The 23,778-nt window shown below is 70.7% G+C and carries 21 protein-coding genes and 2 pseudogenes; 14 read left to right on the top strand and 9 right to left on the bottom strand.

The window, feature by feature from the left end; genetic code table 11:
• Nucleotides 1-12 precede the first annotated feature (12 nt).
• The 4 genes from JN350_RS18685 (at nucleotide 13) to JN350_RS18670 (ending at nucleotide 4,086) form a co-directional block, all read left to right on the top strand.
• A complete protein-coding gene (locus JN350_RS18685) occupies nucleotides 13-1,728 on the top strand; it encodes a CTP synthase (RefSeq protein ID WP_205463148.1) in 1,716 nt (571 codons plus the stop codon).
• A 168-nt stretch (nucleotides 1,729-1,896) separates the two neighbouring features.
• Entirely contained in the window at nucleotides 1,897-2,472 is a 576-nt protein-coding gene (locus tag JN350_RS18680; protein WP_205463147.1) for an NUDIX domain-containing protein, read from the top strand.
• Entirely contained in the window at nucleotides 2,469-3,050 is a 582-nt protein-coding gene (locus JN350_RS18675) for a DUF1349 domain-containing protein (protein ID WP_240347440.1), read from the top strand. Before JN350_RS18680 ends, JN350_RS18675 begins: the two co-directional genes overlap by 4 nt.
• A 19-nt stretch (nucleotides 3,051-3,069) precedes the next feature.
• Entirely contained in the window at nucleotides 3,070-4,086 is a 1,017-nt protein-coding gene (locus JN350_RS18670; RefSeq protein WP_205464524.1) for a site-specific tyrosine recombinase XerD, read from the top strand.
• 114 nt (nucleotides 4,087-4,200) lie between these two features.
• Here JN350_RS18670 and JN350_RS18665 read toward each other — a convergent pair whose 3' ends face one another.
• Entirely contained in the window at nucleotides 4,201-4,647 is a 447-nt protein-coding gene (locus JN350_RS18665; protein WP_205463146.1) for a DUF2510 domain-containing protein, read from the bottom strand.
• Nucleotides 4,648-4,770: 123 nt separating this feature from the next.
• On the opposite strand from JN350_RS18665, the gene JN350_RS18660 reads away from it, so the two are divergent.
• Complete coding sequence (locus tag JN350_RS18660; RefSeq protein WP_240347439.1) at nucleotides 4,771-5,280, top strand: ASCH domain-containing protein; 510 nt, start codon at nucleotides 4,771-4,773, stop codon at nucleotides 5,278-5,280.
• A gap of 9 nt (nucleotides 5,281-5,289) precedes the next feature.
• On the opposite strand, the gene JN350_RS18655 is transcribed toward JN350_RS18660, so the two are convergent.
• Complete coding sequence (locus JN350_RS18655; protein ID WP_205463145.1) at nucleotides 5,290-6,327, bottom strand: LLM class flavin-dependent oxidoreductase; 1,038 nt, start codon at nucleotides 6,325-6,327, stop codon at nucleotides 5,290-5,292.
• A 50-nt stretch (nucleotides 6,328-6,377) separates the two neighbouring features.
• Here JN350_RS18655 and JN350_RS18650 point away from each other — a divergent pair, with 50 nt between their 5' ends.
• From JN350_RS18650 to JN350_RS18640, 3 genes are all read left to right on the top strand, one after another.
• A complete protein-coding gene (locus JN350_RS18650) occupies nucleotides 6,378-6,710 on the top strand; it encodes a TraR/DksA family transcriptional regulator (protein ID WP_205463144.1) in 333 nt (110 codons plus the stop codon).
• 219 nt (nucleotides 6,711-6,929) lie between these two features.
• Nucleotides 6,930-7,856 (top strand): hypothetical protein, encoded by a 927-nt coding sequence (locus JN350_RS18645; protein ID WP_205463143.1) that lies wholly within the window; start codon nucleotides 6,930-6,932, stop codon nucleotides 7,854-7,856.
• A gap of 119 nt (nucleotides 7,857-7,975) precedes the next feature.
• Nucleotides 7,976-8,431, top strand: a complete 456-nt coding sequence (locus tag JN350_RS18640; protein WP_240347438.1) for a TIGR02611 family protein — start codon at nucleotides 7,976-7,978, stop codon at nucleotides 8,429-8,431.
• Between the two features lie 85 nt (nucleotides 8,432-8,516).
• Here JN350_RS18640 and JN350_RS18635 read toward each other — a convergent pair whose 3' ends face one another.
• The gene (locus JN350_RS18635; RefSeq protein ID WP_240347437.1) at nucleotides 8,517-9,776 is read right to left on the bottom strand and encodes an MFS transporter; all 1,260 of its coding nucleotides are present in this window, start codon (nucleotides 9,774-9,776) and stop codon (nucleotides 8,517-8,519) included.
• A gap of 94 nt (nucleotides 9,777-9,870) precedes the next feature.
• On the opposite strand from JN350_RS18635, the gene JN350_RS18630 reads away from it, so the two are divergent.
• Both JN350_RS18630 and JN350_RS18625 read left to right on the top strand, forming a co-directional pair.
• Nucleotides 9,871-10,236 carry an ArsR/SmtB family transcription factor gene (locus JN350_RS18630; protein ID WP_123314349.1) on the top strand — a complete coding sequence of 122 codons (366 nt, stop codon included), beginning with the start codon at nucleotides 9,871-9,873 and terminating at the stop codon, nucleotides 10,234-10,236.
• On the top strand, nucleotides 10,233-11,819 hold the full coding sequence (locus JN350_RS18625) for a DUF7059 domain-containing protein (RefSeq protein ID WP_461963356.1): 1,587 nt from the start codon (nucleotides 10,233-10,235) through the stop codon (nucleotides 11,817-11,819). Before JN350_RS18630 ends, JN350_RS18625 begins: the two co-directional genes overlap by 4 nt.
• A gap of 34 nt (nucleotides 11,820-11,853) precedes the next feature.
• Here JN350_RS18625 and JN350_RS18620 read toward each other — a convergent pair.
• Together JN350_RS18620 and JN350_RS18615 are read right to left on the bottom strand one after the other, a co-directional pair.
• Nucleotides 11,854-12,712: pseudogene (locus JN350_RS18620) on the bottom strand (NAD-dependent epimerase/dehydratase family protein).
• A 110-nt stretch (nucleotides 12,713-12,822) separates the two neighbouring features.
• A complete protein-coding gene (locus tag JN350_RS18615) occupies nucleotides 12,823-13,413 on the bottom strand; it encodes a TetR/AcrR family transcriptional regulator (protein WP_123294964.1) in 591 nt (196 codons plus the stop codon).
• 418 nt (nucleotides 13,414-13,831) lie between these two features.
• On the opposite strand from JN350_RS18615, the gene JN350_RS18610 reads away from it, so the two are divergent.
• Complete coding sequence (locus tag JN350_RS18610) at nucleotides 13,832-14,812, top strand: MFS transporter (protein WP_240347436.1); 981 nt, start codon at nucleotides 13,832-13,834, stop codon at nucleotides 14,810-14,812.
• Between the two features lie 48 nt (nucleotides 14,813-14,860).
• The gene (locus JN350_RS18605) at nucleotides 14,861-17,320 is read left to right on the top strand and encodes a glycoside hydrolase family 3 C-terminal domain-containing protein (protein WP_240347435.1); all 2,460 of its coding nucleotides are present in this window, start codon (nucleotides 14,861-14,863) and stop codon (nucleotides 17,318-17,320) included.
• Nucleotides 17,321-17,768: 448 nt separating this feature from the next.
• On the opposite strand, the gene JN350_RS18600 is transcribed toward JN350_RS18605, so the two are convergent.
• Nucleotides 17,769-18,785, bottom strand: coding sequence for an LLM class flavin-dependent oxidoreductase (locus JN350_RS18600; protein WP_205463141.1), 1,017 nt, complete (start codon nucleotides 18,783-18,785; stop codon nucleotides 17,769-17,771).
• Nucleotides 18,786-18,882: 97 nt separating this feature from the next.
• Here JN350_RS18600 and JN350_RS18595 point away from each other — a divergent pair, with 97 nt between their 5' ends.
• Nucleotides 18,883-21,486, top strand: coding sequence for a DEAD/DEAH box helicase (locus JN350_RS18595; RefSeq protein WP_205463140.1), 2,604 nt, complete (start codon nucleotides 18,883-18,885; stop codon nucleotides 21,484-21,486).
• An 88-nt stretch (nucleotides 21,487-21,574) separates the two neighbouring features.
• Here the strand turns inward: JN350_RS18595 and JN350_RS19965 are convergent, their stop codons facing one another.
• Nucleotides 21,575-21,754, bottom strand: a complete 180-nt coding sequence (locus tag JN350_RS19965) for a hypothetical protein (protein WP_240347434.1) — start codon at nucleotides 21,752-21,754, stop codon at nucleotides 21,575-21,577.
• On the opposite strand from JN350_RS19965, the pseudogene JN350_RS21245 reads away from it, so the two are divergent.
• A pseudogene (locus tag JN350_RS21245) lies at nucleotides 21,702-21,860 on the top strand (GNAT family N-acetyltransferase); the annotation flags it as partial. The gene JN350_RS19965 and the pseudogene JN350_RS21245 sit on opposite strands and share 53 nt — an antisense overlap.
• Before the next feature lie 147 nt (nucleotides 21,861-22,007).
• On the opposite strand, the gene JN350_RS18585 reads toward JN350_RS21245, so the two are convergent.
• A complete protein-coding gene (locus JN350_RS18585; protein WP_205463139.1) occupies nucleotides 22,008-23,045 on the bottom strand; it encodes an NAD-dependent epimerase/dehydratase family protein in 1,038 nt (345 codons plus the stop codon).
• Nucleotides 23,046-23,233: 188 nt separating this feature from the next.
• Nucleotides 23,234-23,755 (bottom strand): ribonuclease H family protein, encoded by a 522-nt coding sequence (locus tag JN350_RS18580; RefSeq protein WP_111086567.1) that lies wholly within the window; start codon nucleotides 23,753-23,755, stop codon nucleotides 23,234-23,236.
• Nucleotides 23,756-23,778: the final 23 nt, after the last annotated feature.

Genomic DNA, 23,778 nt, shown 5'->3' with positions numbered 1-23,778 from the left:
CGATGGAATCCCGTGGCGGACACTCTCAGCAGCGGTACCCAGGCAAACACCCCGACCCCGAAGGTGACGAAGCAGATCTTCGTGACCGGCGGGGTCGTCTCGTCTCTCGGCAAGGGCCTGACGGCAGCCAGCCTCGGCAATCTCCTGACGGCTCGCGGCCTCAAGGTCGTCATGCAGAAGCTCGACCCGTACCTCAACGTGGACCCGGGCACCATGAACCCGTTCCAGCACGGCGAGGTCTTCGTGACCGACGACGGTGCGGAGACGGACCTCGACATCGGGCACTACGAGCGCTTCCTCGACATCAACCTGGCGCAGTCGGCGAACGTCACGACCGGCCAGGTGTACTCGACGGTGATCGCCAAGGAGCGTCGTGGCGAGTACCTCGGCGACACCGTGCAGGTCATCCCGCACATCACCGACGAGATCAAGCGTCGGATGCGCGAGCAGGCGGAGAACGACCCGCAGCCCGACGTCATCATCACCGAGGTCGGCGGCACCGTCGGCGACATCGAGTCGCAGCCGTTCATCGAGTCGGCGCGCCAGGTGCGCCACGAGCTCGGTCGCAACAACGTGTTCTTCGTGCACGTGTCGCTCGTGCCGTTCATGAACGCCTCGGGTGAGCAGAAGACGAAGCCGACGCAGCACTCGGTCGCCGCGCTCCGCTCGATCGGCATCCAGCCCGACGCGCTCGTGCTGCGGTCGGACCGTCCGGTGTCGGAGTCGAACAAGAAGAAGATCGCGCTGATGTGCGACGTCGACGAGGACGCCGTGGTGAACGCCGTGGACGTCCCGTCGATCTACGACCTGCCGACGCTGCTGAACAACCAGGGCCTCGACCAGGTCATCGTCGACGCGCTCAAGCTCGAGGCCGGCCCGGTCGACTGGACCGCGTGGACCCCGGTGCTCCGAGCCGTGCACGAGCCGAAGAAGGACGTCACGATCGCCCTGGTCGGCAAGTACATCGACCTGCCGGACGCCTACCTGTCGGTCACCGAGGCACTCCGTGCCGGCGGGTTCGCGCACGACGCGAAGGTGACGCTGAAGTGGGTCGTCTCGGACGACTGCACCACGCCCGAGGGTGCTGCGAAGCAGCTCGGCGACGTCGACGGCATCTGCATCCCCGGCGGGTTCGGCGTGCGCGGCATCGAGGGCAAGCTCGGCGCGCTGCGCTTCGCCCGTGAGCAGGGCATCCCGACGCTCGGCCTGTGCCTCGGCCTGCAGTGCATGGTCATCGAGTACGCCCGCCACGAGGCCGGCCTGACCGATGCGTCGAGCACCGAGTTCGACCCGGAGACCTCGACGCCGGTCATCGCGACCATGGCGGAGCAGGTGGACATCATCGCCGGCGGCGACCTGGGCGGCACCATGCGCCTCGGCCTGTACCCGGCGACGTTCACGTCGGGGTCGTTGGCTGAGTCGCTCTACGGTGCGCCCGAGGCGTCCGAGCGCCACCGTCACCGCTACGAGGTCAACAACACGTACCGGCAGCAGATCGCGGACGCCGGCCTGGTGTTCTCGGGCACGTCGCCCGACGGCACCCTGGTCGAGTACGTCGAGCTGCCGCGCGACGTGCACCCGTTCTACATCGCCACGCAGGCGCACCCGGAGCTGCGCTCGCGCCCGACGAACGCGCACCCGCTGTTCGCGGGGCTCGTCGCCGCCGCGATCGAGCGCCACGAGGCATCGAGCCTCTTCGACCCGCAGAACGAGGAGCAGGTCGCGTAAGCGCAGCCCAGCCACGGTCGGACGGGAGGTGGGGTGCCAGCTGGCACCGCGCCTCCCGTCCGTCTGTGGTCGCGTCCACGGCACCTGGTTCCGGACACGGAACCACGGAACGACGCGGTGCTGTGTCCGGAACCTGATTCCGCGAGGGGCGCGTGCTTGGATGGTTCCGTGACTGACGCACCCATCGCTGACGAACCCGCCTCGTTCGAGGTCACCGAGTCCACCGTCGTGTACGAGGGTGCCGTCTGGGACGTGCGTCGCGACGCGATCGCGTACCACGACGAGACGATGGTGCGGGAGTACGTCGACCACACCGGTGCCGTCGCGGTCTACGCCGAGGACGACGAGGGCCGTGTCCTCGTGATCCAGCAGTACCGACACCCGGTGCAGGTGCGCGACTGGGAGCTGCCGGCCGGGCTGCTGGACGTCGAAGGCGAGGACCTCCAGGTCGCTGCCGCACGTGAACTCGCTGAGGAGGCCGACCTCGAAGCGGACACGTGGGAGCCGCTGGTCCGGTACAACACCTCGTCCGGTGGGAGCAACGAGTTCCTGCAGGTCTACCGCGCCCGGGGCGTGCGGCCCACGACGACGGCGTTCGAGCGCGAGGCCGAGGAAGCCGACATCGTCAAGCGGTGGGTGCCGCGGGCCGAGCTGGTGGAGGCGATCCTCGACGGTCGGCTGCACAACTCCGGACTGGTCGTGGCCGTGCTCGCGGTTGATGCGCTCGAGCGAGGCCGCGCGTGAGCCTGCGAGAACTGGTCGACGTGGCGACGTGGACGCACGAGCCCGAAGCCGTGGAGTTCGACGGCGATGTGCTGCGGGTCACGGCGGCCCCGGGCAGTGATGCCTGGCGCACCACGTCGTACGGCTTCGTCCACGACTCCGAGCACGCGCTGGTGCAGCCCCTCGAGGGATCGTTCTCGATCGAGGCATCGTTCGTCCTCGACTACACGGAGCAGTTCGACCAGGCAGGGGTCTTCCTGCGCGTCGACGAGCGGAACTGGATCAAGGCCGGTGTCGAGGTCTCCGACGGGACGCCGCAGCTCGGCGCCGTGGTGACCCGTGACTCCTCGGACTGGTCGGTGGCGCCCGTGCCGGAGTGGGTGGGACGCGTCGTGACGGTCCGGGTCAGCCGCGACGGCGATGCGGTGACCGTGCGGGCGTGGGCCGACGACGAGCAACCCCGGCTGGTGCGCGTCGCGTACCTCGATCCCGCTGCCGCCGTTTCGGCGGGACTGCTGTGTGCCGCTCCGACGCGTGCCGGCCTGACCGTGACGTTCACCGGGTACCGGGTCGGCGCACCTGACGAGGCGCTGCACTGACCGTGCGCCTGCTGTCGTGATCCCGCTCGACCGTGCCACGGAGACGTACCTGCGGCACGTCGCGATCGAGCGGGGCCTGTCGCAGCACACGCTGTCGGCGTACCGGCGAGACCTGGCGGTGTTCACCTCGTGGCTGGCGACGGCTCCGGTGGTCGAGTCCGACGGCGCGGACCGCGCCGGCGGGGCCTCTGCGATCGACGACGTCGGGCGGCTGGCGCGTGCGGACGTCTCGGAGTTCGTGACCCACCTGGCGACGAAGCCGGACGGTCCGCTGGCACCGAGGTCGATCGCGCGGATGCTCAGCTCGGTGCGGTCGTTCACGGCCTTCGCGGCGGGCGAGGGCTGGCTGCCGCTCGACCCCGGCACCGCCGTCCGGCCGCCGAAGGCCCCGATGCGGCTGCCGAAGGCGATCTCGGTGGAGGACATGGAGCGGCTGCTCGGCGCGGTGTCGGCGGCCGGCTCCGGAGATGGTTTCACCGGTGTCGACGATCCCGTCCGGCTGCGGGACAAGGCTCTCCTCGAGCTGCTCTACGCCACCGGCGCGCGGATCTCCGAGGCGGTGGGGTTGTCGGTGGACGACGTGACGACGCTGTCCGATGACTCGGCTCCCGACGCCGACGGCCTCGCCGTCGTGAAGGTCACCGGCAAGGGGAACAAGCAGCGGGTCGTGCCGCTCGGCAGCTTCGCCCGGGCGGCGATCGACGCCTACCTGGTGCGTGCGCGGCCGGTGTTCGCAGCACGCGGGCACTCGACGCCGGCGCTGTTCCTCGGCGCCCGGGGCGCTCGGCTCTCACGGCAGAGCGCGTGGCTCGTGATCCAGTCGGCGGCAGCGGCGGCGGGCCTCGAGGCGCACGTGTCGCCGCACACTTTCCGGCACTCGTTCGCGACGCACCTGCTCGAGGGCGGGGCCGACGTGCGCGTGGTGCAGGAGCTGCTCGGGCACGCGAGCGTCGCGACGACCCAGATCTACACGATGGTCACGGCGGACATGCTGCGGGACGTGTACCAGACGGCGCATCCGCGGGCGCGGCGGTAGGGCTCGTCGTTCGGCGGGTCCGGGCGTGCACTTCGTGAGCAGAAATGGTCGGGTCGCTGGTCGGTACCCGACCACTTCTGCTCACGAAGTCGGCCGGTGGCGGTACTCGGCCCGTCAGAAGAGGTGGAACTGGGCCGACGCCGCCACCGCGCCCGTCGCGACCGCCACCACGACCGCGCTTGAGGACGCGCTCCTCGCCGCGACCGCCCACCCGCCGGTCGCACCGGGGCGGACGACACCGACGAGCCCGCACACGAGGGCGAGCGCGCTGCAGACACCAAGCGGGTTGACGATGATCGACGTCAAGGCCAGCAGCACCGCGAGCACCGTGAACACGCACAGCCGTCGGTCGCGACCGCCGCCGGACGCCCACGCGTGCGTCCGGATCGAGGCCGTGTGCACGGAGAACGCGGGGCCGACGGGTGCGACGACGATCGGCATGACCGGTTCCGGAGCGCTCGGCAGGACGCGCGTTGCAGCACCCCAGGCGTGACCGTCCCACCAGCGCAGACGGCTGGCGTCCTGCGGGTCCGGGAACCAGCCTGCGGCCGGCAGTGTCACGGGGACTCCTCGAGGTGCGGGGAACGGTGCTCCTCAACGGTACGAGTCGGGGCGGTCCTGACACAGTCCCAAGGCGGGTGTCGGCACAAGTGCGGACACCCGGCGGTGCGCTACGGTCGGCTGGTGACCACGACCCTCGACGACTTCTGGAGCGAGCGGCGCGCCGAGGCCCCGGAACTGCCTACCGAGGTGCCGGAAGCGTGGTCGTTCGGTGCAACGCCGGAACAGGCTGACGAGCTGCTCGGCCTGGTGCTCCGTGGGGTCAAGGACGGCACGGCGTCGTCGCTCTGGGACTACGAGGCGACGGGTGACCCGCTGCCCGAGGCCGGTGAACTCAGCATCGTGACCGACGGCGCCGGCGTGCCGCGGGCCGTCATCGAGACGACGGACATCCGGATCGTCCCGTTCGACGCGGTCGGGGCCGAGCACGCGCGCGCCGAAGGCGAAGGCGACCGGACCCTCGAGCACTGGCGGAGGGTGCACGAGGCGTACTGGCGTGCGCACTCCGAGAACCCGCGCGGCTTCGAACCGGACATGCCGGTGGTCTGCGAGCGCTTCCGGCTGATCTGGCCGACGTCGACGCCGACGCTGGCGGCGCCTGCGGAGACGCAGCCGCCGACCGTCAGCGCCTGACCGAGCAGATCAGGCCGGAACGGGCGCCGCGTCGACCTCGGTGAACACGTCCTTCACCGCGGCGAGCAACCGCGCGTTGAAGTCGACGCCGAGCTGGTTCGGCACCGTGACGAGCACGGTGTCGGCAGCGCGGACGGCCTGGTCGGCCGCGAGCTCCGCGACGAGGTCCTCGGGCGATCCGATGTACGAGCGGCCGAACCGGGCGAGCCCACCGTCGAGGTGTCCGACCTGGTCCTGCCCCTCGACCTGTGCGCGGACGCCGAAGTAGTGCTGCGACTCGTCGTCGATGATCGGGATGATGCTGCGGGAGACCGACACCCGCGGGGTGCGCTCCCAGCCTGACTCGGCCCACACGCGGCGGAAACGCTCGATCTGCTCGGCCTGCAGTTCGTCGAACGGCACGCCGGTGTCCTCGGTGAGCAGGGTCGACGACATCAGGTTCATGCCCTGTTCGGCCGTCCACTCGGCGGTGGCCCGTGTGCCGGCACCCCACCAGATGCGGTCGCCGAGCGAGTCGGAGAGCGGGGAGACCGGCAGCGATCCGACGGAGCCGGTCATCTGCGGATTGGCGTTCGCCATCGGTTCGCCGGCGATGGCGCGACGGAACACGCTGGTGTGCGCGCGGGCCATGTCGCCGCCGTTCTCGTCGGACGCGTCCGGCACGTAGCCGAACTGCTGGTAACCGGCGAGGGCGGTCTCGGGTGAGCCCCGGGAGACGCCGAGCTGCAGTCGTCCGCCGGAGATCAGGTCGGTCGCCGCTGCCTCTTCCGCCATGTAGAGGGGGTTCTCGTAGCGCATGTCGATCACGCCGGTCCCGATCTCGATGCGGCTGGTCTTCGCGGCGATCGCCGACAGCAGGGGGAACGGTGCCGCCTGCTGCGGTGCGAAGTGGTGCACGCGGAAGTAGGCGCCGTCGACGCCGGCCTCTTCGGCAGCGACCGCGAGGTCGATCGCCTGCACCAGGGACTCTCGCCCGCTGCGCACCTTCGACCCCGGCACGTCGCGCCAGTGTCCGAACGACAGGAACCCGATCTTCGTCATGTCCATGCGAACGCATCCGGGGGCGGGGCCATTCCGCCGCGACTACCGTGTCCGGGATGGAGGATCCCCGCCCCGCACTCGAGGCCGAACGTGCTCGCAACGAGCGGCTGCTCGCCGACGTCGAGCGGAGCATGCGCGACGTCAGTGACGCCCGCCAGGACGCCAACTCCGACGACGAGCACGACCCCGAGGGCGCGACCCTCGCGTGGGAGCGGGGCTCGCTCGGCGCCGTCCGTGATGCGGCCCGGCAGCGGATCGAGCAGGTGGACGCCGCGCTCGCGCGGCTCGATGCCGGCACCTACGGGATCTGCGCGGTCGGCGGGGAACCGATCCCAGCGGCCCGATTGGCCGCCGTCCCGTGGGCCGCGACGTGCGTCGCCCACGCGTGACGCACGAAGATTTCCTCACAGGTGAGATTTCTTTACTATTTCACCGCGGACCGCGCGTCGCGCCAGTACGAGTCGTCAGCTCCCCGAGATCATGGCACCATGACGCAGACCATCTACCGCACCGAGCCGATGGCGACTCGTGCCCTCGGCGCTGAGATCCGACATGACCACGAGCGGTTCGTCCAGCTCCTCGAACGCGTGAGTGGCAAGCAATTCGGGTTGTTCGAGAAGGTCGAGTGTGAGGTGCCGCACAAGGACGTCGAGACTGAGCGGGGGACTGTTCGTCTCGATGTGCAGCTGACCTTTGACAGCGGACTGGTCGGGATCGAGGCAAAGCTGGACCACGAGCTGACCGCGCGGCAGGTCGCCGCGCAGCTGGAAGCCCTCGGCAAGACCGGCACGCTGTTCGTGTTGGTGCCGCGCAAGGAGTCGCTCGCAAGTTCGGTCATGCACGACGATCGCGTGAGCGTGATCGACTGGGACGAGGCGCTCGCGTGCTTCGACGCCCCGCGGCTCGTCAAGGACGACATTGAGGGCGAAGGGCGTCTGCTCAAGACGACCGTCGAGGCTCGCCTCCATGCGCTCGGGCTCCACGAGCGGATGCCCGACTGGGACATCCGCGTGCAGCGCGGCGACGGCGGTATGCCGTCCATCGTCTTCGAGCGTCGCCTGCACGACGGCGAGGACGCGAAGTGGATCCGCGGACAGATCCAGGTTCCAGGACGCGGAATGCCCCCGCACCTCGAGGACACGCAGTTCGAGGGCTTCGTCGGCATCTCCGTGGACCACACGTCCGACGCCGACTTCCCGAATCCGAATCTCGCTGAAGAGGCGCCCTCTTGGATCCGGGCGCTCGAGGTGCTGGACGAACAGGTCCTCTCGAAGAACCCGGGCCGGATCGCGGTGAGCCGTGGGTCGGCGGGCAACGGCCGGAAGGGCCTCGGCAAGCACAAGCTGCCGCTCGCGAAGCGCCACCTGTCCGGGCGCACTCACCTGGCGAGGGGCTACGCGGACTGGTCGATCGGCCCGAAGACCGAGCCCGTCGGCCTCGACGACCTGGACGCTCTCGTCGAGACGATGCTCACGTGGAGCAACGGCTGGTTCGCCGCCCTGCAGGAGGTCTCGCTCACGCGAGCGGAGCAGTAGCGGTAACCACCTGACGGCCGGGAGGCGCGGGGGCACGCCGCCCCGCGCCTCCCGACCCACGCACCGCGCGTCCACCGCGTGCGCCGCGGATTCCCAGCCGCACGCCCTACCTTTTCGGCATGGACGGCGACGCGAACGACGGACCCGGCGAGAGCCGGACCGACGGTGCGCCGCGTCAGCGCTTCCAGTGGTTCCACGACATGCGGACCTGGATCCACGCCAGGCCCCACCTGCACCTGTTCTACAAGGTCCTCGTCGGCATCGTCGGCGGACTGGTCGTCATCATCGGACTCATCCTGGTGCCGCTGCCCGGGCCGGGGTGGCTCGTGGTCTTCATCGGCCTCACGGTATTGGCGAGCGAGTTCCACTTCTTCCACAAGATCATCGTGTGGCTCAAGGCGCAGCTGCACCGCTTCTGGGACTGGGCCAAGCGGCACGGACCGAAGCGCCTGCGCGATGCTGCCGGCCGGGGCAAGGCCGACGTCGACGCCGCCCACACGGGTGCTGCTCGGACGGTCGGGGTGCGTGCTCGTGGACGGGCGCGCGGCGCCAACTCGGCGCACCCGGGGCACTAGCCGTCAGCTGGTGCGAGGTTGATCACTCCGTGCGGTGCTGTGGCCTCGCACCGTGTGGTCAACCTCGCACCAAGCGGACGGCCCGCTACTCCGCTGCGACGCGGATCGAGCCGGTGGCGGTGCGTTCGATGACCTCGGCGGCCTGCTCCTCGACGGCGGCCGCGTCCTTCGACGTCAGCTGCAGCACGAGCGCGACGACGGCCGCGAGAACGATGAACCCGCCGTACCCGGCGATGACGGGGACGAGTCCGATCGACGGTTCGAGCAGCCCACCGATCACGGCAGGGACCCCGAACGCCAGGTAGCTGACGACGTAGATCGTCGAGAGCAGTCCGGCGCGGTGGGTCGGTGCCGCGGTCGCGAGCAGCATCCGCAGCGGTGCCTGGAACCCGGCACCGAAGCCGACGCCGGCGATCGCACTGCCGACGACGAGGCCCGGCAGCGAGTGGGCCATCACGAATGCCACGGTCACGATCGGGCCGAGCACCAGGGCGACGAGCCCGACGAGCACGGCGCGACGAGCGTCCATCCGCTGCGTCGCGAGCCCGGTCAGTGCGCCGACGCCCGTGACGACGGCGATGAGTGCGCCGGCCGCGAAGTGGTTCGTGATGCCGAACACGGCACCGAGGGCCGAGGGGACGAGCGAGAGGAACATGCCGCCGAGGGCCCAGCTGGCGACGAGGGAACCGACGACCCCGCGGAACAGCCGGCGCGAGCTCCGCGGCACGCTGATCGTCGGGCGGAGCGAACGGAGTGCGCCGGGACGCCGTTGGACCTGCTCGGGCACGATGAACAGCGCCAGCACGAGGAGCACGAGCAGTGCGCCGAAGACCAGGTAGACGAGCTGCTCCGGCGCCGGACCCCACTGCACGAGCGCGCCGCTCGACATCGCGCCGGTGGCCAGCGCGATCGGCGGGATGACACCGTTCAGCACGCCGGCCAGGGTCGGGTGCCGCTCGAGCGAGTTGTCGATGAGGGCCGCTCCGAGCGCACCGATCAGGAGCCCGACGGAGACGCCCTGCACGATGCGGTCGACGATGAGTGCTCCGACGCCGTCCGCGATCGCGAACAGCCCGAGCGACAGGGCGACGCCGAGGCCGCCGGCGACCAGGACGGGCTTGCGGCCGACGTGGTCCGACAGCCGGCCGGCGATCAGCAGGCTCGCGAGCAACCCGGCGACGTAGATGGCGAAGACGCCGGTCAGCATGAGCGGCGTGAGGTGCCACTCGGCGGCGTAGACCGGGTAGATCGGCGACGGGACCGCGGACGACGCGACCGACACCAGGAGCATCGCCGCGAGGATCCAGAACCCGGCGACCGAGCGAGCTGACTGCTGCATGAGCATCCTTCCGATGGTCCGTTGTACGACTGCATTCGTACCGCAGTCCGCTGTACGACGCAAGTCGTACAGCGAGCCGAACGGTGGTAGCGTCCCGTCCATGCCCGCGCACGTCGATGCCCCCGAGCGGCTGCCCCAGCCGTCCGTGGCCGAGATGGACCTCCCCGTCGTCCTGGACGCCCTGAGCGACCCGATCCGGTTGGCGATCCTGCACCGCTACCTCGTCGACGCCGCCGGTGGTGAACGGAGCTGCGGCTGGGTCGGGATCGACCGACCGAAGTCGACGCTCACCCACCACTTCCGGGTCCTGCGCGAGGCCGGACTGCTCGAACAGCACCTCGAGGGCCTGACCCGCATCAGCCGGGTCCGGATCGAGGACGTGCAGCAGCGGTTCCCGGGGCTGCTCGACCTGGTGCTCGACTGGCAGGTGCCCGCGGCCCTGCTGCGCGACGGGATCGAATCGTGAGCACGGTGCCCGGCGCGGGTGCCGCCGCCGGTGCCGGGGCGGCCGTGCACCGGCTGCCCGACATCGGTGCCGACCCGGCCGTGACGACGGCGCTCGCCGCGGACCTCGACGCCGCCGGCTTCACCGTCGATCGGGTCGACGCGCTGTGGGGGACCGAAGCGGCCGCGTCGCTGCACCGGGGCTCGCGCGTGGCGGCACTCCGTGCGCTCGCGGTTCGCGAGACATCCCCACTCGGCACGCTCGCCATGCTGTTCGTGCTCGGCCTGCCGACGTCCCGCGCGGACGCCGCAGCCGCGTTCCCGTCCGCCGGGCTCGACGTCGTGGTCGCGGCAGGGCTGCTGACGGCAGACGGAGACGACGTCCGCCCGACGGTCGACCTTCGTCCTTACGCCTTCGTCGACGACCTCGGCGCCGGCAGCTGGTGGATCGTCTCGGACCTCGGCGAACTCGCCCTCGGTCACGCGATCAGCGAGGAGCACGTCCTCGGCATCGGCGGCGCCACCACCACCCTGAGCGGCCTGCAGGTCCCCGTCCCCGTCCGCACGGTGCTCGACCTCGGCACCGGATGCGGGATCCAGGCCATGCACGCCCGGCGCTTCGCCGAGCACGTGGTCGCCACCGACATCTCGCGCCGCGCCCTCGACATCGCCCGGTTCAACGCGCAGCTCAACGGCATCGACGGGATCGACTTCCGGTACGGCTCGCTCTTCGAACCCGTCGCGGGGGAGCGGTTCGACCGCATCGTGTCGAACCCGCCGTTCGTCATCACGCCTCGCCGGCCGGGTGTCCCCTCGTACGAGTACCGCGACGGCGGCATGGTCGGCGACGCGCTCGTCGAGACCGTGCTCCGAGGCCTGTCCGAGCACCTCGAGCCCGGTGGCACCGCGCAGCTGCTCGGCAACTGGGAGTACCACTGGGGCGTCGACGGGCTCGACCGCGTGCGCAGCTGGTTCGCGGACACCGACCTCGACGCGTGGGTCATCGAGCGCGAGCGCCAGGACCCGACGTCGTACGCCGAGACCTGGATCCGCGACGGCGGCACGAAGCCCGGAACTCCCGAGTTCGACACGCTGATGGGTGCCTGGCTCGACGACTTCGCGGACCGCCGCGTCACCGGCGTCGGCTTCGGCTACGTCGTGGTGCGTCGAGCCCTGCCAGGAGGAACGGTGGGCCTCCGCCGGTTCGAGCGCGTCCCCGAGACGCTCGGCTCCAACCCCGCCGGGCTCGGTGCCACGGTCGCTCGCGTCCTCGACGCGGCCGCGTGGCTCGCTGCGCACGACGACGCCGCGCTCGCCACGACGCACCTGACGGTGGCGGGCGACGTCACCGAGGAGCGCTACTACTGGCCGGGCAACGACGACCCGACGGTGATGACGCTCGTGCAGGGCGGCGGACTCGGACGGCGGGTGGACGCGGACACGGCGCTCGCCGCGTTCGTCGGAGCCTGCGACGGGGACTTGTCGGTCGCGGCGATCGTCGGTGCGCTCGCGCAGATCACGGGCGTCGACGAGCAGGTGCTCGCCGCCGACCTGTTGCCGGCGGCGCGCGACCTGGTGCTCGACGGGCTGCTGCTGCCGGCCTAGCGAACGGACGGCTCAGTGGCGGTCGCGGGCGCTGCTAGCGGCCGTCGCGCCAGCTGTGCTCGGGGGCGTAGCCGAGCAGCTCGCGGGCCTTCTCGGACGACAACAGCGAGCTGACGCCGTCGATGTCCGCGCGACGCTCGACGTCGGGCACGTAGCGCTCGACGAGCTCGATCGTCGGGGTGTCCATCACGGTGTCGGGGCTCGCGATGACGAACGCCTCGAACCCGGTGAGCTCGGCCTCGACGGCCTTGCGGACCGCCTGAGCACCGTCGCGCGAGTCGATGTAGGACCACAGGTTGAAGGTCTTCGCCTCGGGGTGGCGTCCCACGGGAACGCCGGGTAGTCGGTCTCGTCCATCACGTTCGAGAACCGCAGGCCGATCATCTTCAGCTCCGGGTCCCAGCGGGTGAAGTGGCGCGCCATCTCCTCTTCGACGGCCTTGCCGAGCGAGTACGACGACTGCGGGCGGACCGCGAACTCCTCGTCGACGGGCAGGTAGGGCGGGTGGTGCTCGCCCATCGGGATGCCGAGCAGGGTCTCGCTCGACGCCCACACCAGGTTCTTGATCTTCGCGGCACGTGCGGCGTGGAAGACGTTGATCGACGCCGTCACGTTGTTCGTGATGAGCGCCACGTCGGGGACCTGCCCCGGAGCGGGCACGGCCGCGAGGTGCACGACGGCGTCCACGTGGTCGTACCGGTCGTCGATGCCGAGCAGGGCGTTCAGGACCTGGCCGTAGTCGGTCAGGTCGATCCGGACGAACTGCACGCCCTCGGGCTGGTCGGGGAGGGGACGCGGTCGAGCAGCACCACGTCGTACCCGTGTGCATCGAGGTCGCGCACCACCGCTCGTCCGAGCTTGCCGCTGCCGCCGGTCACCACTACACGCGTCATCGCGTCACTCCACATCGTCGTCGGGTCGCCCTTCGGGCACGCCCCATCCTGCCCGGCGCCGCCTGACCCGACCAGGCCCTGTCCGTACCCCGCTGTCCGGCGGGGGAGCGTCAGGCGGTGGGGGCGACCTGGGCGATCGCGAGCCGGGCGACGAGCTCGACGTGCTGCGCCATGTCCCTGGACGGGTCGAACAGCCACTGGATCTGCATGCCGTCGGACACGGCGAGCAGCACGCTCGTCAGCTCCTCGGCATCGACGTCGGCGCGGAGCCGGCCGTCCTGCTGCATGGTGCGGAAGTCGGCGGACAGGTCGCGACGGCTGCGCTCGTAGCGCTCCTGGAAGTACGCGTGGGCCGGGTGCTCGGGGTCGGTCGCAGCGGCCGCGGAGAGGTTGACGAACATCTGCACCAGGCCGGGGACCTCGGCGTTGTGCCGGACGATCGCGGCGAGCAGGGCGGCCGGGTCCGGTGCCTGCCAGTCGTGCTGCAGGTCCATCTCGTCGCGTCGTCGCAGGATCTCGACCCAGAGCTCGTCCTTGGAGTCGAAGTAGTGCAGCAGGCCGGCCTGGGTCAGCCCGACGGCATCGGCGATGTCCTTGATGCTGGTGCGGCGGAACCCCTGCGAGGCGACGAGGTCGAGCGCGACCGTGAGGATCTCCTCGCGCTTCGCGATGCCCTTCGCGTACGAACCCCGTCGTGCCATGGCAGGACTGTACCGCTCGGAGTGCACACGGAAAACCTAGCCGTGCTTGGTTTTGGTGTTACGGTGGCACGAGCCGCCGACGAAGGCGTGCGAGTCACCGATGCAGGTGGCGTCCCTGAGAAGAGGTTGCAGTGGCTGGCGATGCCCTGACCATCAACGACACCCCGACCGCAGTCGCACCCACGCGCGGCCGAGGTGCCCCGCTCATGTACACGCTCGGCATGCCGATCGCGATGCTCGGCCTGTACATCGCGCTGCTGCCGCCGGTGCTGGTCGCCATGGCGCTCAAGGTCGCCGAGATCGCGCCGGACAACCAAGCGGGTGTGCTCGGCCTGGCACTCGGTGTCGGCGCGTTCGCCGCGATGGTCGCCAACCCCTGGCCGGTCGCTTCAGCGATCGGACTGCCGGGAGGCTCGGCATGCGTCGTCCGTGGATCATCGGTGGCACCGTGGTCGGCTTCGCGGGCCTCGTGGTCGTCGCGACGACCACCTCGACCGTCGTGCTGGTGGTCGCGTGGGGCGTCACGCAGGTCGCCTACAACGCCACGATCGCCGCCCTGACCGCGGTCCTGCCGGACCACGTCACGCGGTCCCAGCGCGGCCGGGTCGCGGCGCTGCTCGGGCTCTCCCAGAACCTCGCGCTCGTCGGCGGCACGTTCCTCGTGCAGCTCTTCTCGACCTCGGCGACGCAGATGATCATCCCCGGTGCGATCGGGTCGATCGTCGTCGTGCTCTACGCGCTCGTGTTCCGCGACCGCGTGCTCACCAACAGGCCGACGTCGAAGCTCGGCATCGGGCAGGTCTTCGGCTCGTTCGTCTTCAACCCCGTGAAGCACCCGGACCTCGGCTGGGCCTGGCTCACCCGGTTCCTGATGGTCGCTGCGCAGTACACCGCGGTGAGCTACCTGACGTACTTCCTGCGGGACGACATCGGCGTGGACCCGGACCACGTCGCGAACGCGGTGTTCCAGGGCACGCTGTGGAACGTCGTCGGCATCGTCCTCACCTCGCTCATCGCCGGCTGGCTGTCGGACAAGCTCGGCCGCCGCAAGCTGTTCGTCGCGATCGCGGGCATCGTCGGCGTGGTCGGGCTCGTGATCATCGCGCTCGCGCCGTCGCTCGGCATGGTCCTGGTCGGCGAGTTCGTGATGGGTGCCGGCATGGGCGTCTTCTACGCCGTCGACCTGGCGCTCATCACCGACGTGCTGCCGTCCGACGAGGACAACGCGAAGGACCTCGGCGTCGTCAACATCGCGCAGGCCCTGCCCCAGTCGATCGTGCCCGCTGCGGCCCCGGGCGTCATCGCCCTGACCGGCGGGTACAGCGGCTTCTTCATCACCGGCGCCGTCGTCGGACTGCTCGGCATCGTCTCGGTGTCCCGCATCCGCGGCGTGCGCTGACCAAGCTTCCCCAGGCTCTGAACGAAAGGACCGACCACCGTGACTACCGTGAACGACGTGACACCTGCCTCCAGTACGGCCGAGCGCATCGACGCGCTCGTCGACCAACTGACCACCGACGAGAAGGTGCAGCTCCTGACCGGGCGCGACTTCTGGACCACCTGGCCCATCGAGAACATCGGGCTGCGCCGGATCCTGATGTCGGACGGCCCCTCGGGCGTCCGTGGTGAGGTCTGGGACGAACGCGACCCGTCGCTGAACCTGCCCTCGGCGACCGCCCTGTCGGCGTCGTGGGACCGCGCGATCGCGAAGCGCTACGGCGCCGCAGCAGCCGTCGAGGCACGCCGCAAGGGCGTCGACGTCGTCCTCGGCCCGACCATCAACCTGCACCGCTCGCCGCTCGGCGGCCGGCACTTCGAGGCGTTCAGCGAGGACCCGGTCCTGACCGGCGACCTGGCTGCGTCGTACGTCGACGGTGTGCAGGAGAACGGCGTGGCCGCGACCCCGAAGCACTACATCGCGAACGACTACGAGACCGACCGCTTCACCGCGTCGACCGAGGTCCCCGACCGGGCGCTGCGCGAGCTGTACCTGCTCGCGTTCGAGAAGGCCGTGACCGAGGCGCACGCCTGGGCGATCATGTCGTCGTACAACTCGATCAACGGCGTCACCGCGTCGGAGCACGACCTGCTCGAGACGCCGCTGAGCTCGGAGTGGGGCTTCGACGGCATCGTCGTGTCCGACTGGACCGGCGTGCGTTCGGTCGACTCGGCGAAGGCGTCCCAGGACGTCGCGATGCCCGGGCCGAACCAGTGGTGGAGCGAGGGACCGCTGCTCGCCGCCGTGCAGTCCGGTGCCGTGCCGATCGAGGCGATCGACCGCAAGGTCCGCCGCATCCTGACCCTGGCCGCCCGCGTCGGCGCACTCGAGGGCTTCGAGCCCGTGGCCGCGCAGCCGGTGCACGTCGAGGACGGCGTCGCCTTCGTGCGCGAGGCCGAGGCCGAGGGCACCGTCCTCGTCCGCAACACCGGCGTGCTGCCGCTCGACGCGCCCGCCGTCTCCCGCATCGCGGTCATCGGCCACAACGCCGACCAGGCCCGCACGCAGGGTGGTGGCTCGGCCACGGTCGTGCCGTCGCAGGTCGTGTCGCCACTCGACGGGATCCGTTCGGCGTTCCCGGGCGCCACGATCGACTACGCGATCGGTGCCGTCGTGCAGGAGGGCATCGCGGAGTTCCCGCTGTCCACCATCACGAACCCCGGCACCGGCGAGCCCGGCGCCCGCGTCGCCTTCGTCAAGGACGGCGAGGAGCTGTACGTCGAGGACCGTCGCGCCACGGCGCTGTTCTGGTTCGGCGGCGACGCCCCCACGCGCGAGGCCGACCGGCTCGACATCACCACGACCTACACCGCGCCGTCCACCGGCACCGTGCGGATCGGCATCGGTGCGGCCGGCCGGTCGCGGATGTGGATCGACGGCGAGCTCGTCCTCGACGAGGACGTGCCCTTCGAGGGGGACCAGCTCGGCGCGGCCTTCCTCAACCCGCCGGCACGTTCGGTGCCCGTGTCGGTGACGTTCGGGCAGCAGGTCGCGATCCGCATCGAGTACGACGTCATCCAGGACGAGACCCTCGGCGGCGTGCTCGCGTACCAGTTCGGCACCGAGCCGTCCGACGAGGACCCGTCGGTGCTCATCGATGCCGCAGTCGAGGCTGCCCGAACAGCCGACGTCGCCGTGGTGGTCGTCGGCACGAACTCGAAGGTCGAGTCCGAGGGCTACGACCGCTCGTCGCTCGCGCTGCCCGGGCACCAGGACGACCTGGTGCGCGCGGTCGTGGCGGCGAACCCGAACACGGTCGTCGTCGTGAACGCCGGCTCGCCCGTGGAGATGCCGTGGCGGAACGACGTCGCCGCGGTCCTGCTCACCTGGTTCGGCGGGCAGGAGTACGGCAACGCCCTGGCCGACGTCCTGACCGGCGCGCAGGAACCGGGCGGTCGACTGCCCACCACCTGGCCGGTCGCGATGGCGGACGTGCCCGTGCTCGACGTCACCCCGGTCGACGGCAAGGTGTCGTACGACGAGGGTGTCCACATCGGGTACCGCGCCTGGCTCCGTGCCGGCACCACGCCGGCGTACCCGTTCGGGCACGGCCTCGGCTACACCACGTGGAGCATCGACGGCGTGGTCGCGACGCCGACTGTGTCCGAGGGCGACGCGGTCATCGTCACGGCGACGGTCGCGAACACCGGGCAGCGTGCCGGCAAGCACGTCGTGCAGGTCTACGCCTCGCGGGAGTCGTCGGCGGTGGACCGTCCGGCGCGGTGGCTCGTCGGGTTCGCCCCGGTCCGCCTCGGCGCGGGGGAGTCCACCGAGGTCTCGATCGAGGTGCCGGCCCGCGCGTTCGCGCACTGGGACGGGGCCTGGCAGTACGAGCCCGGCACCTTCACGCTGCACGTCGGAGCCTCGGTCACCGACGAGTCCGGGAGCGCGGCCCTCGAACTGGAGTGACCAGTTCGTCCGGTTTCCGCGCGCCGACGACGCCTGTTGAGTAACATCGACGTGCGCCAGTCGGCTGGTTACCGTCGGCGCACGCACCGACTACGGGGTCGCTGGTTGTGCGACTCAGCCTCCTGATCCGGCTGACGATGCCCCAGCTTCCCCGGTGCGTCCAGAATGCGTCCCCGCGTCCGCGCGGGGGCGCATTCGTTCGTCCGGACCGTTTCCGTCCTGGAAGGGGTTCGGCGAACCGGTTGACGGACTTCGTGCGATCCGGGCAAAACGGATGACGGATGATCAACTTTTTCGTCCTGAGGCCGCGACTGAGTGTGACAAACCGCTCGGTAGGTGGAACGATGGTCCCACCATCCCGTGCGGATCAGGGACGAGATGGTCATCCGGCAGGGCTCTCGAGCATCACCGACTCGATCTGAGCCCCGCCGGGTGTCCTGATCCGTTCTCAGGCCCGCAGTGCCGGCGCGATCTCCTCGGCGACGATGCGCAGGATCCGCTCGTGGGCGGCCACGTCCCCGTTCGCGGGCAGGGTGATCACCAGCTCGTCCGTCGCGGTGACGGCGGGATCGGCGAGCAGCGCGTCGACGATGGCGGCCGGCTCGCCGGACAGGACCTTGCTGAACCGGAACGGCGGGCCGGAGAGCGGCCGGCCCTCGTCGTCCATGCCAGAGGCGTACCCGGTCAGGAACTCCTCGTGGACCGCGCGGTCGTGGTCGTCGAGCAACGGTACGACGATGCGGCCGACGGCGACCTTCGACGGACGGCCGGTCCCGCCGTGCAGCTCGGTGAACCGCTCCCGGTACGCGGCGATCTGGTCGGCCTGCGCCTGGGCGAAGGGCGCACCGGTGTCCTCGGTGTTCAGGGTCGAGCAGTGCAGGAGCAGTCCCTTCTCGGCCGTGCGCACCGCCGTGCCCATGCTCCCGCCGCCCCACCACACGCGGTCGCGCAGGCCGGGGCTGAGCGGCTGCAGGGTCAGGTCCGCACCGGCCGGGATGCTCTCGTAGCCAGAGCCGGCGCTGCCGAGTGCGTCGCCGTCGAGCACCTCGAGCAGTCGGGCAGCCCGGGCCTCGGCCTCGTCGCGGAACGAGCGGTCGACGGCGCCGAACACCGGGTCCAGGATCGGCCCGTACCCGGCGATGCCCGTGCTGATGCCGAGCTGCACGCGGCCGCTGCTCAGCAGGTCGACCGTGCTGGCGTCCTCGGCGAGGCGCACCGGGTCCTCGTAGCGCATGCCGAGCACCGCGGTGCCGAAGGCGATGGTGCTGGTTCGCTGGGCCGCGGCGGCGAAGAACGTCATCGGGCTCGTCAGGAAGGGCTCGAAGTGGCGGCCACGGACCCAGCCCGTGCCGTAGCCGAGGGTCTCGGCCGTCTCGAACAGCCGCAGGCCGTCCTGCAGGGCGCTCGCCGCACCCGCAGTGCCGCCGTGGTTCGGGACGAAGGTGAGGAAGCCGAGTTCGCGCATGACGCGAGTCTATGCGCGCGTATGGAGCCGGGCCTCCCGGTCGACCGGGCCGGGCCGGGCCGACCACCTCGTCACCGCAGCCTGGGAGGATGGGGCCATGACCGACGTCACCACCGTGCCCTCGCTCGTCGCCGCGATCCCGGCGGCGGTGGACGGCGTCGTCGACGCCGACGAGGTCTACGAGGCCTTCGCCGCCTGGGCAGCCGAGGGCGGCCGGCCGCTGTACCCGGCGCAGGACGAAGCGGTCATCGAGTTCGTGGCCGGTGCGAACGTCGTGCTGAGCACCCCGACCGGCACCGGCAAGTCGCTCGTCGCGGCCGGCGCGCACTTCGCCGCGCTCGCCGAGGGCAAGCGGAGCTACTACACGGCACCGATCAAGGCGCTCGTCTCCGAGAAGTTCTTCCAGCTGGTCGAGCTGTTCGGCGCGCAGAACGTCGGCATGGTCACCGGCGACTCCAGCGTGAACGGCGATGCCCCCATCGTCTGCTGCACGGCCGAGATCCTGGCGAACCTCGCCCTGCGCGAGGGACCTGACGCCGACGTCGACGTCGTGGTGATGGACGAGTTCCACTTCTACGGCGACCCCGACCGCGGCTGGGCGTGGCAGGTGCCGCTGCTCGTGCTCGAGCGCGCGCAGTTCCTGCTGATGTCCGCCACCCTCGGCGACGTCACCACCATCGCCGACGACCTGTCACGGCGCACCGGCCGACCCACCGCCCGCGTGACCGGGGTCAGCCGACCGGTGCCGCTCGAGTACGAGTACGTGATGACGCCCGTGCAGGAGACCGTCGAACGGCTGCTGGAGGAGGGCAAGGCGCCGATCTACATCGTGCACTTCGCCCAGGCCGCGGCGCTCGAACGGGCGCAGTCGCTGATGTCGGCGAAGGTCGCTGATCGGGCGCGCCGAGACCAGATCGCGGAGGCGATCGCGGGCTTCCGGTTCAGCGCGGGGTTCGGACAGACCCTGTCGCGCCTGATCCGCGCCGGCATCGGCGTCCACCACGCCGGCATGCTGCCCAAGTACCGACGGCTCGTCGAGCAGCTCGCACAGCGCGGACTGCTGCCCGTCATCTGCGGCACCGACACCCTGGGCGTCGGCATCAACGTGCCGATCCGGTCCGTGCTGTTCACCGGACTGACGAAGTTCGACGGCACGAAGATGCGGCAGCTGTCGGCACGCGAGTTCCACCAGATCGCCGGTCGTGCCGGACGCGCCGGGTACGACACCGAGGGTGACGTCGTCGCCGAGGCCCCCGAGCACGACATCGAGAACGCCCGCGCGGTCGCCAAGGCCGGGGACGACCAGAAGAAGAAGAGCAAGATCAAGCGGAAGAAGGCGCCGGAGGGGTTCGTTTCCTGGGGGCAGGCCTCGTTCGACCGGCTCATCGGCGCCGAACCGGAGCCGATGGTCTCGCGGATGCGCATCACGCACGCGATGGTGCTGTCGGTGGTGGCCCGCGGTGGTTCGGCGTTCGACGAGGTGCGCTCGCTGGTGTTCGACAACCACGAACCCCGTGCGCGGCAGCTCGCGATGGCCCGGCGGGCACTCGTCATCGCGCGGACACTCGTGAACGCACAGGTGATCGAGAAGGTCGACGGGGTCTACCGGCTCACCGTCGACCTGCAGTCGAACTTCGCCCTCAACCAACCCCTGTCGCCGTTCGCGCTCGCCGCGTTCGAGATGCTCGACCCTTCTTCGCCGACGTACGCCCTGGACATGGTCTCGATCGTCGAGGCGACACTGGACGACCCGCGGGCGATCCTGTCGCAGCAGCAGTTCAAGGAGCGTGGCGAAGAGGTCGCCCGCATGAAGCGCGAGGGCATCGAGTACGAGGAGCGGATGGAGCTGCTGGAAGAGGTCACCTGGCCCAAGCCGCTCGACGAGCTGCTGACGGCGGCCTACGAGGCGTACTCGGCGGAACAGCCCTGGGTCCTCGACTTCGCACTCTCGCCCAAGGCCGTCGTCCGCGACATGTACGAGCGCGCGATGACCTTCGGCGACTTCGTGCGGTTCTACCAGCTCACCCGCTCCGAGGGGCTCGTGCTCCGGTACCTGTCGGACGCCTACCGGACCATGCGGCAGACCATCACCGAGGAACAGCGGAACCAGGAGCTGGACGACCTGATCGAGTGGCTCGGCGAGGTCGTCCGGCAGACCGACTCCTCGCTCGTCGACGAGTGGGAAGCGCTGCTCAACGGTGACGTGCTGCTCGCCCTCGCCGAGGAGCAGGAGATCGCGCCGCCGCAGCCGGCACGGCTCACCGGGAACGTGCGGGCCTTCACCGTGCTCGTGCGGAACGCGCTGTTCCAGCGGGTGCTGCTCGCCGCACGCGACGACGTCGACGGGCTCGGGGCGCTCGACGCCGCTGCCGGGTTCGACGGCGACGCGTGGGACGCGGTGCTCGAGGAGTACTACGAGGAGCACGACACCATCGGCACCGACGCCGAGGCGCGGTCCATGTCCTACCTGGTGCTCGACCAGGCGGGCGCGACGGGTGTGGGTGCTGGTGCTGGTGCTGGGGCGTCGAGCCCGTCGCGTGTTTGGCGCGCTCGGCAGATCTTCGCGGACCCGTCCGGTGACAAGGACTTCGGGTTCTCGGCGACGATCGACCTCGACGCCTCGGACGAAGCCGGCGAGGCCGTGGTCCGGGTCACCGAGATCGGTCGGTTCGACGGGTGGGCCGACGTGGACGTGGACTGATGCCGGGCGGTGCTGGTTCGTTCGTCGTGCGTGCGCTCGGTGCGGACGACGTCGACGCGCTGCAGGTGCTGCTCGAGACCGTGCCGGGCTACGCCGAGCGGATCACCGGGTACCCGCCGGGGCCGTCCGACGCGCTGAGTGCACTCGTGTCGGTGCCGGACGGCTTCGACCCCGTGGGCAAGCACGGGATCGGGCTGTGGGACGGCGACTCGCTCGTGGCGTTCGCGGACGTGCTGCTCGGGTACCCGGCGCCGACCACGGCGTACATCGGACTGCTCGTGGTCCGCGGCGATCGGCAGGGGTCCGGCCTCGGTCGGGTCCTGCACGAGTCCCTCGTGTCCCTGGCAGCCGACGCCGGCGCCGACCGCCTGCGACTGGGGATCGTGGCGACGAACGCGGCCGGTGCCGAGCCGTTCTGGCGGGCGCTCGGGTACGCGCCGACGGGGAGCGGAAGCCGTACCGGTACGACGGGCTCGAGAGCACGGTGGCGCTCTGGGAGCGGGCGGTCTGATCCTCGTGGGTCAGGGACGGACGAGGCCCTTGGCCACGAGGCTCCGAGCCGCCGCCACGATCGCCTCGTGCGGGTCGCGAGGTGTCCAGCCGAGCACGGTGCGGGCGCGCTCGTTCGAGGTGCGCTTGGCGTAGCCGAGGTCGGGCACCATCGCACGGAACTGCGGCTGTGTCTCGGCCGCGGTCCGCACGACGTCGTCGGGCAGCGTCTGCGTCGGGACCGCGTGTGCGTCGTCACCGAGGTGCTCGCGCAGGGTGGCGGCGATCTCGGCCATCTCGAGCGCGGGACCGTTCGACAGCAGGAACCGCTTGTCCGCTGCATCCGGCGCGGTCGTCGCGGTGACGTGCGCCGCGGCGACGTCACGTACGTCGACGATGGGGATGAACAGGCGCGGGGTCGCGGGCATCCCTCCGGAGAGCATGGACTGCAGGATGTGGTTCGCACCGGACACCGCGTGCCCCATCGCAGGACCCATCACCGCGACCGGCATCGTCGTGACGAGCTCCGGCGCACCGGGCTCGGACGCGACGAAGTCCCACGCGGCCCGTTCGGCGAGGGTCTTGCTCGTGCCGTAGGCGTCGACCCCGGGCCCGTCGAGCACCGTCCAGTCGGCCTCGGTGAACACGTGGTCGGAGTGCGGATGGCCCCAGCTGACCGCGTGGAAGGCCGAGGTCAGCACGACGCGATCGACTCCGGCCGCGTGTGCGGCGCGCAGCACCCGCAGTGTCCCCTCCACCGCCGGACGGATCACGGAGTCCTCGTCCTCGACGTGGCCGGGCATCACCGGCGAGGCGACGTGGTGCACGACGTCGATGTCCGTGACCGCCTGGGCCCAGCCGTCGTCGGACGTCAGGTCGGCGGCGACGAACTCCAGCCGGTCGTCGGCGGTCAGGCCGGCTTCGGCGAGGACCGCACGGACCGTGGGTTCACGGTCGAGGGACCGGATCGTGGTGCGGACGCGGTGCCCGGCCTCGAGCAGCTGCAGGATCAGGTGGCCGGCGATGAAGCCGGAGCCGCCGGTGACCAGGACGTGTTCGGTGTTCTCCATGCGTCCAGCATCGCCAGCAGTCTCGACGCGGACCAGTACCTCGGTGTTCCTGGGTCTCCGAGACCCAGGCTGACCGAGGGCGGTCGCGCTGCTGCCGCGAGACTCGTGGTGAGCGACAGTTCTCGGGCGAGCGGCCGCGAGATCAGTCGCTCAGGCCGAGACTCGGCCACCGGCCAGGCGCGGCCGGGTCAGAAGAGTGTGGCCGGCGGGGTCGCCTCGGGCAGTGCGGACGGCTCGGTGACCTCGACTCCGGGCCAGCCCGGACCGTGCGGCACGTCGGTGTGGTTCTGGTACGCGGTGGCGGCACCACGGGCGCGGACGTCGGCGGCCTCGTTCATCTCGTGGCCGACGTGCCCGCGGACCCACTCGAACGTGACCTTGCGGCCCTGCAGCTCGGCGTCGAGCTCCTTGATGATCTCGACGTTCATGACCGGCTTGCCGTCGGCCTTGCGCCAGTTCTTCCGCTTCCACCCAGCGAGCCACTCGGTGCAGGCCTTGATGGCGTACTGGCTGTCGCACAGGATGTGCAGCGGCTCGCCGGTGTCTTTCGTCGCGCGGAGCAACTGCAGGACGGCCGTGAGTTCGCCGATGTTGTTCGTTGCCCGGGGCCAGCCGCCGGCGGCCCAGCGGTCGTCGTCGACGTACCAGGCCCAGCCGGCGGGGCCGGGGTTGCCGAGGGCTGAGCCGTCTGCTGCGGCGACGATCGTCACGAGGGGACCTCCTGGTCGGGGCT

Source organism: Curtobacterium sp. 24E2 (assembly GCF_016925595.1).
Classification (GTDB): domain Bacteria; phylum Actinomycetota; class Actinomycetes; order Actinomycetales; family Microbacteriaceae; genus Curtobacterium.
The sequence above is the reverse complement of the archived record's forward strand: the minus strand, read 5'-3'. Positions and strand labels throughout refer to the sequence as shown.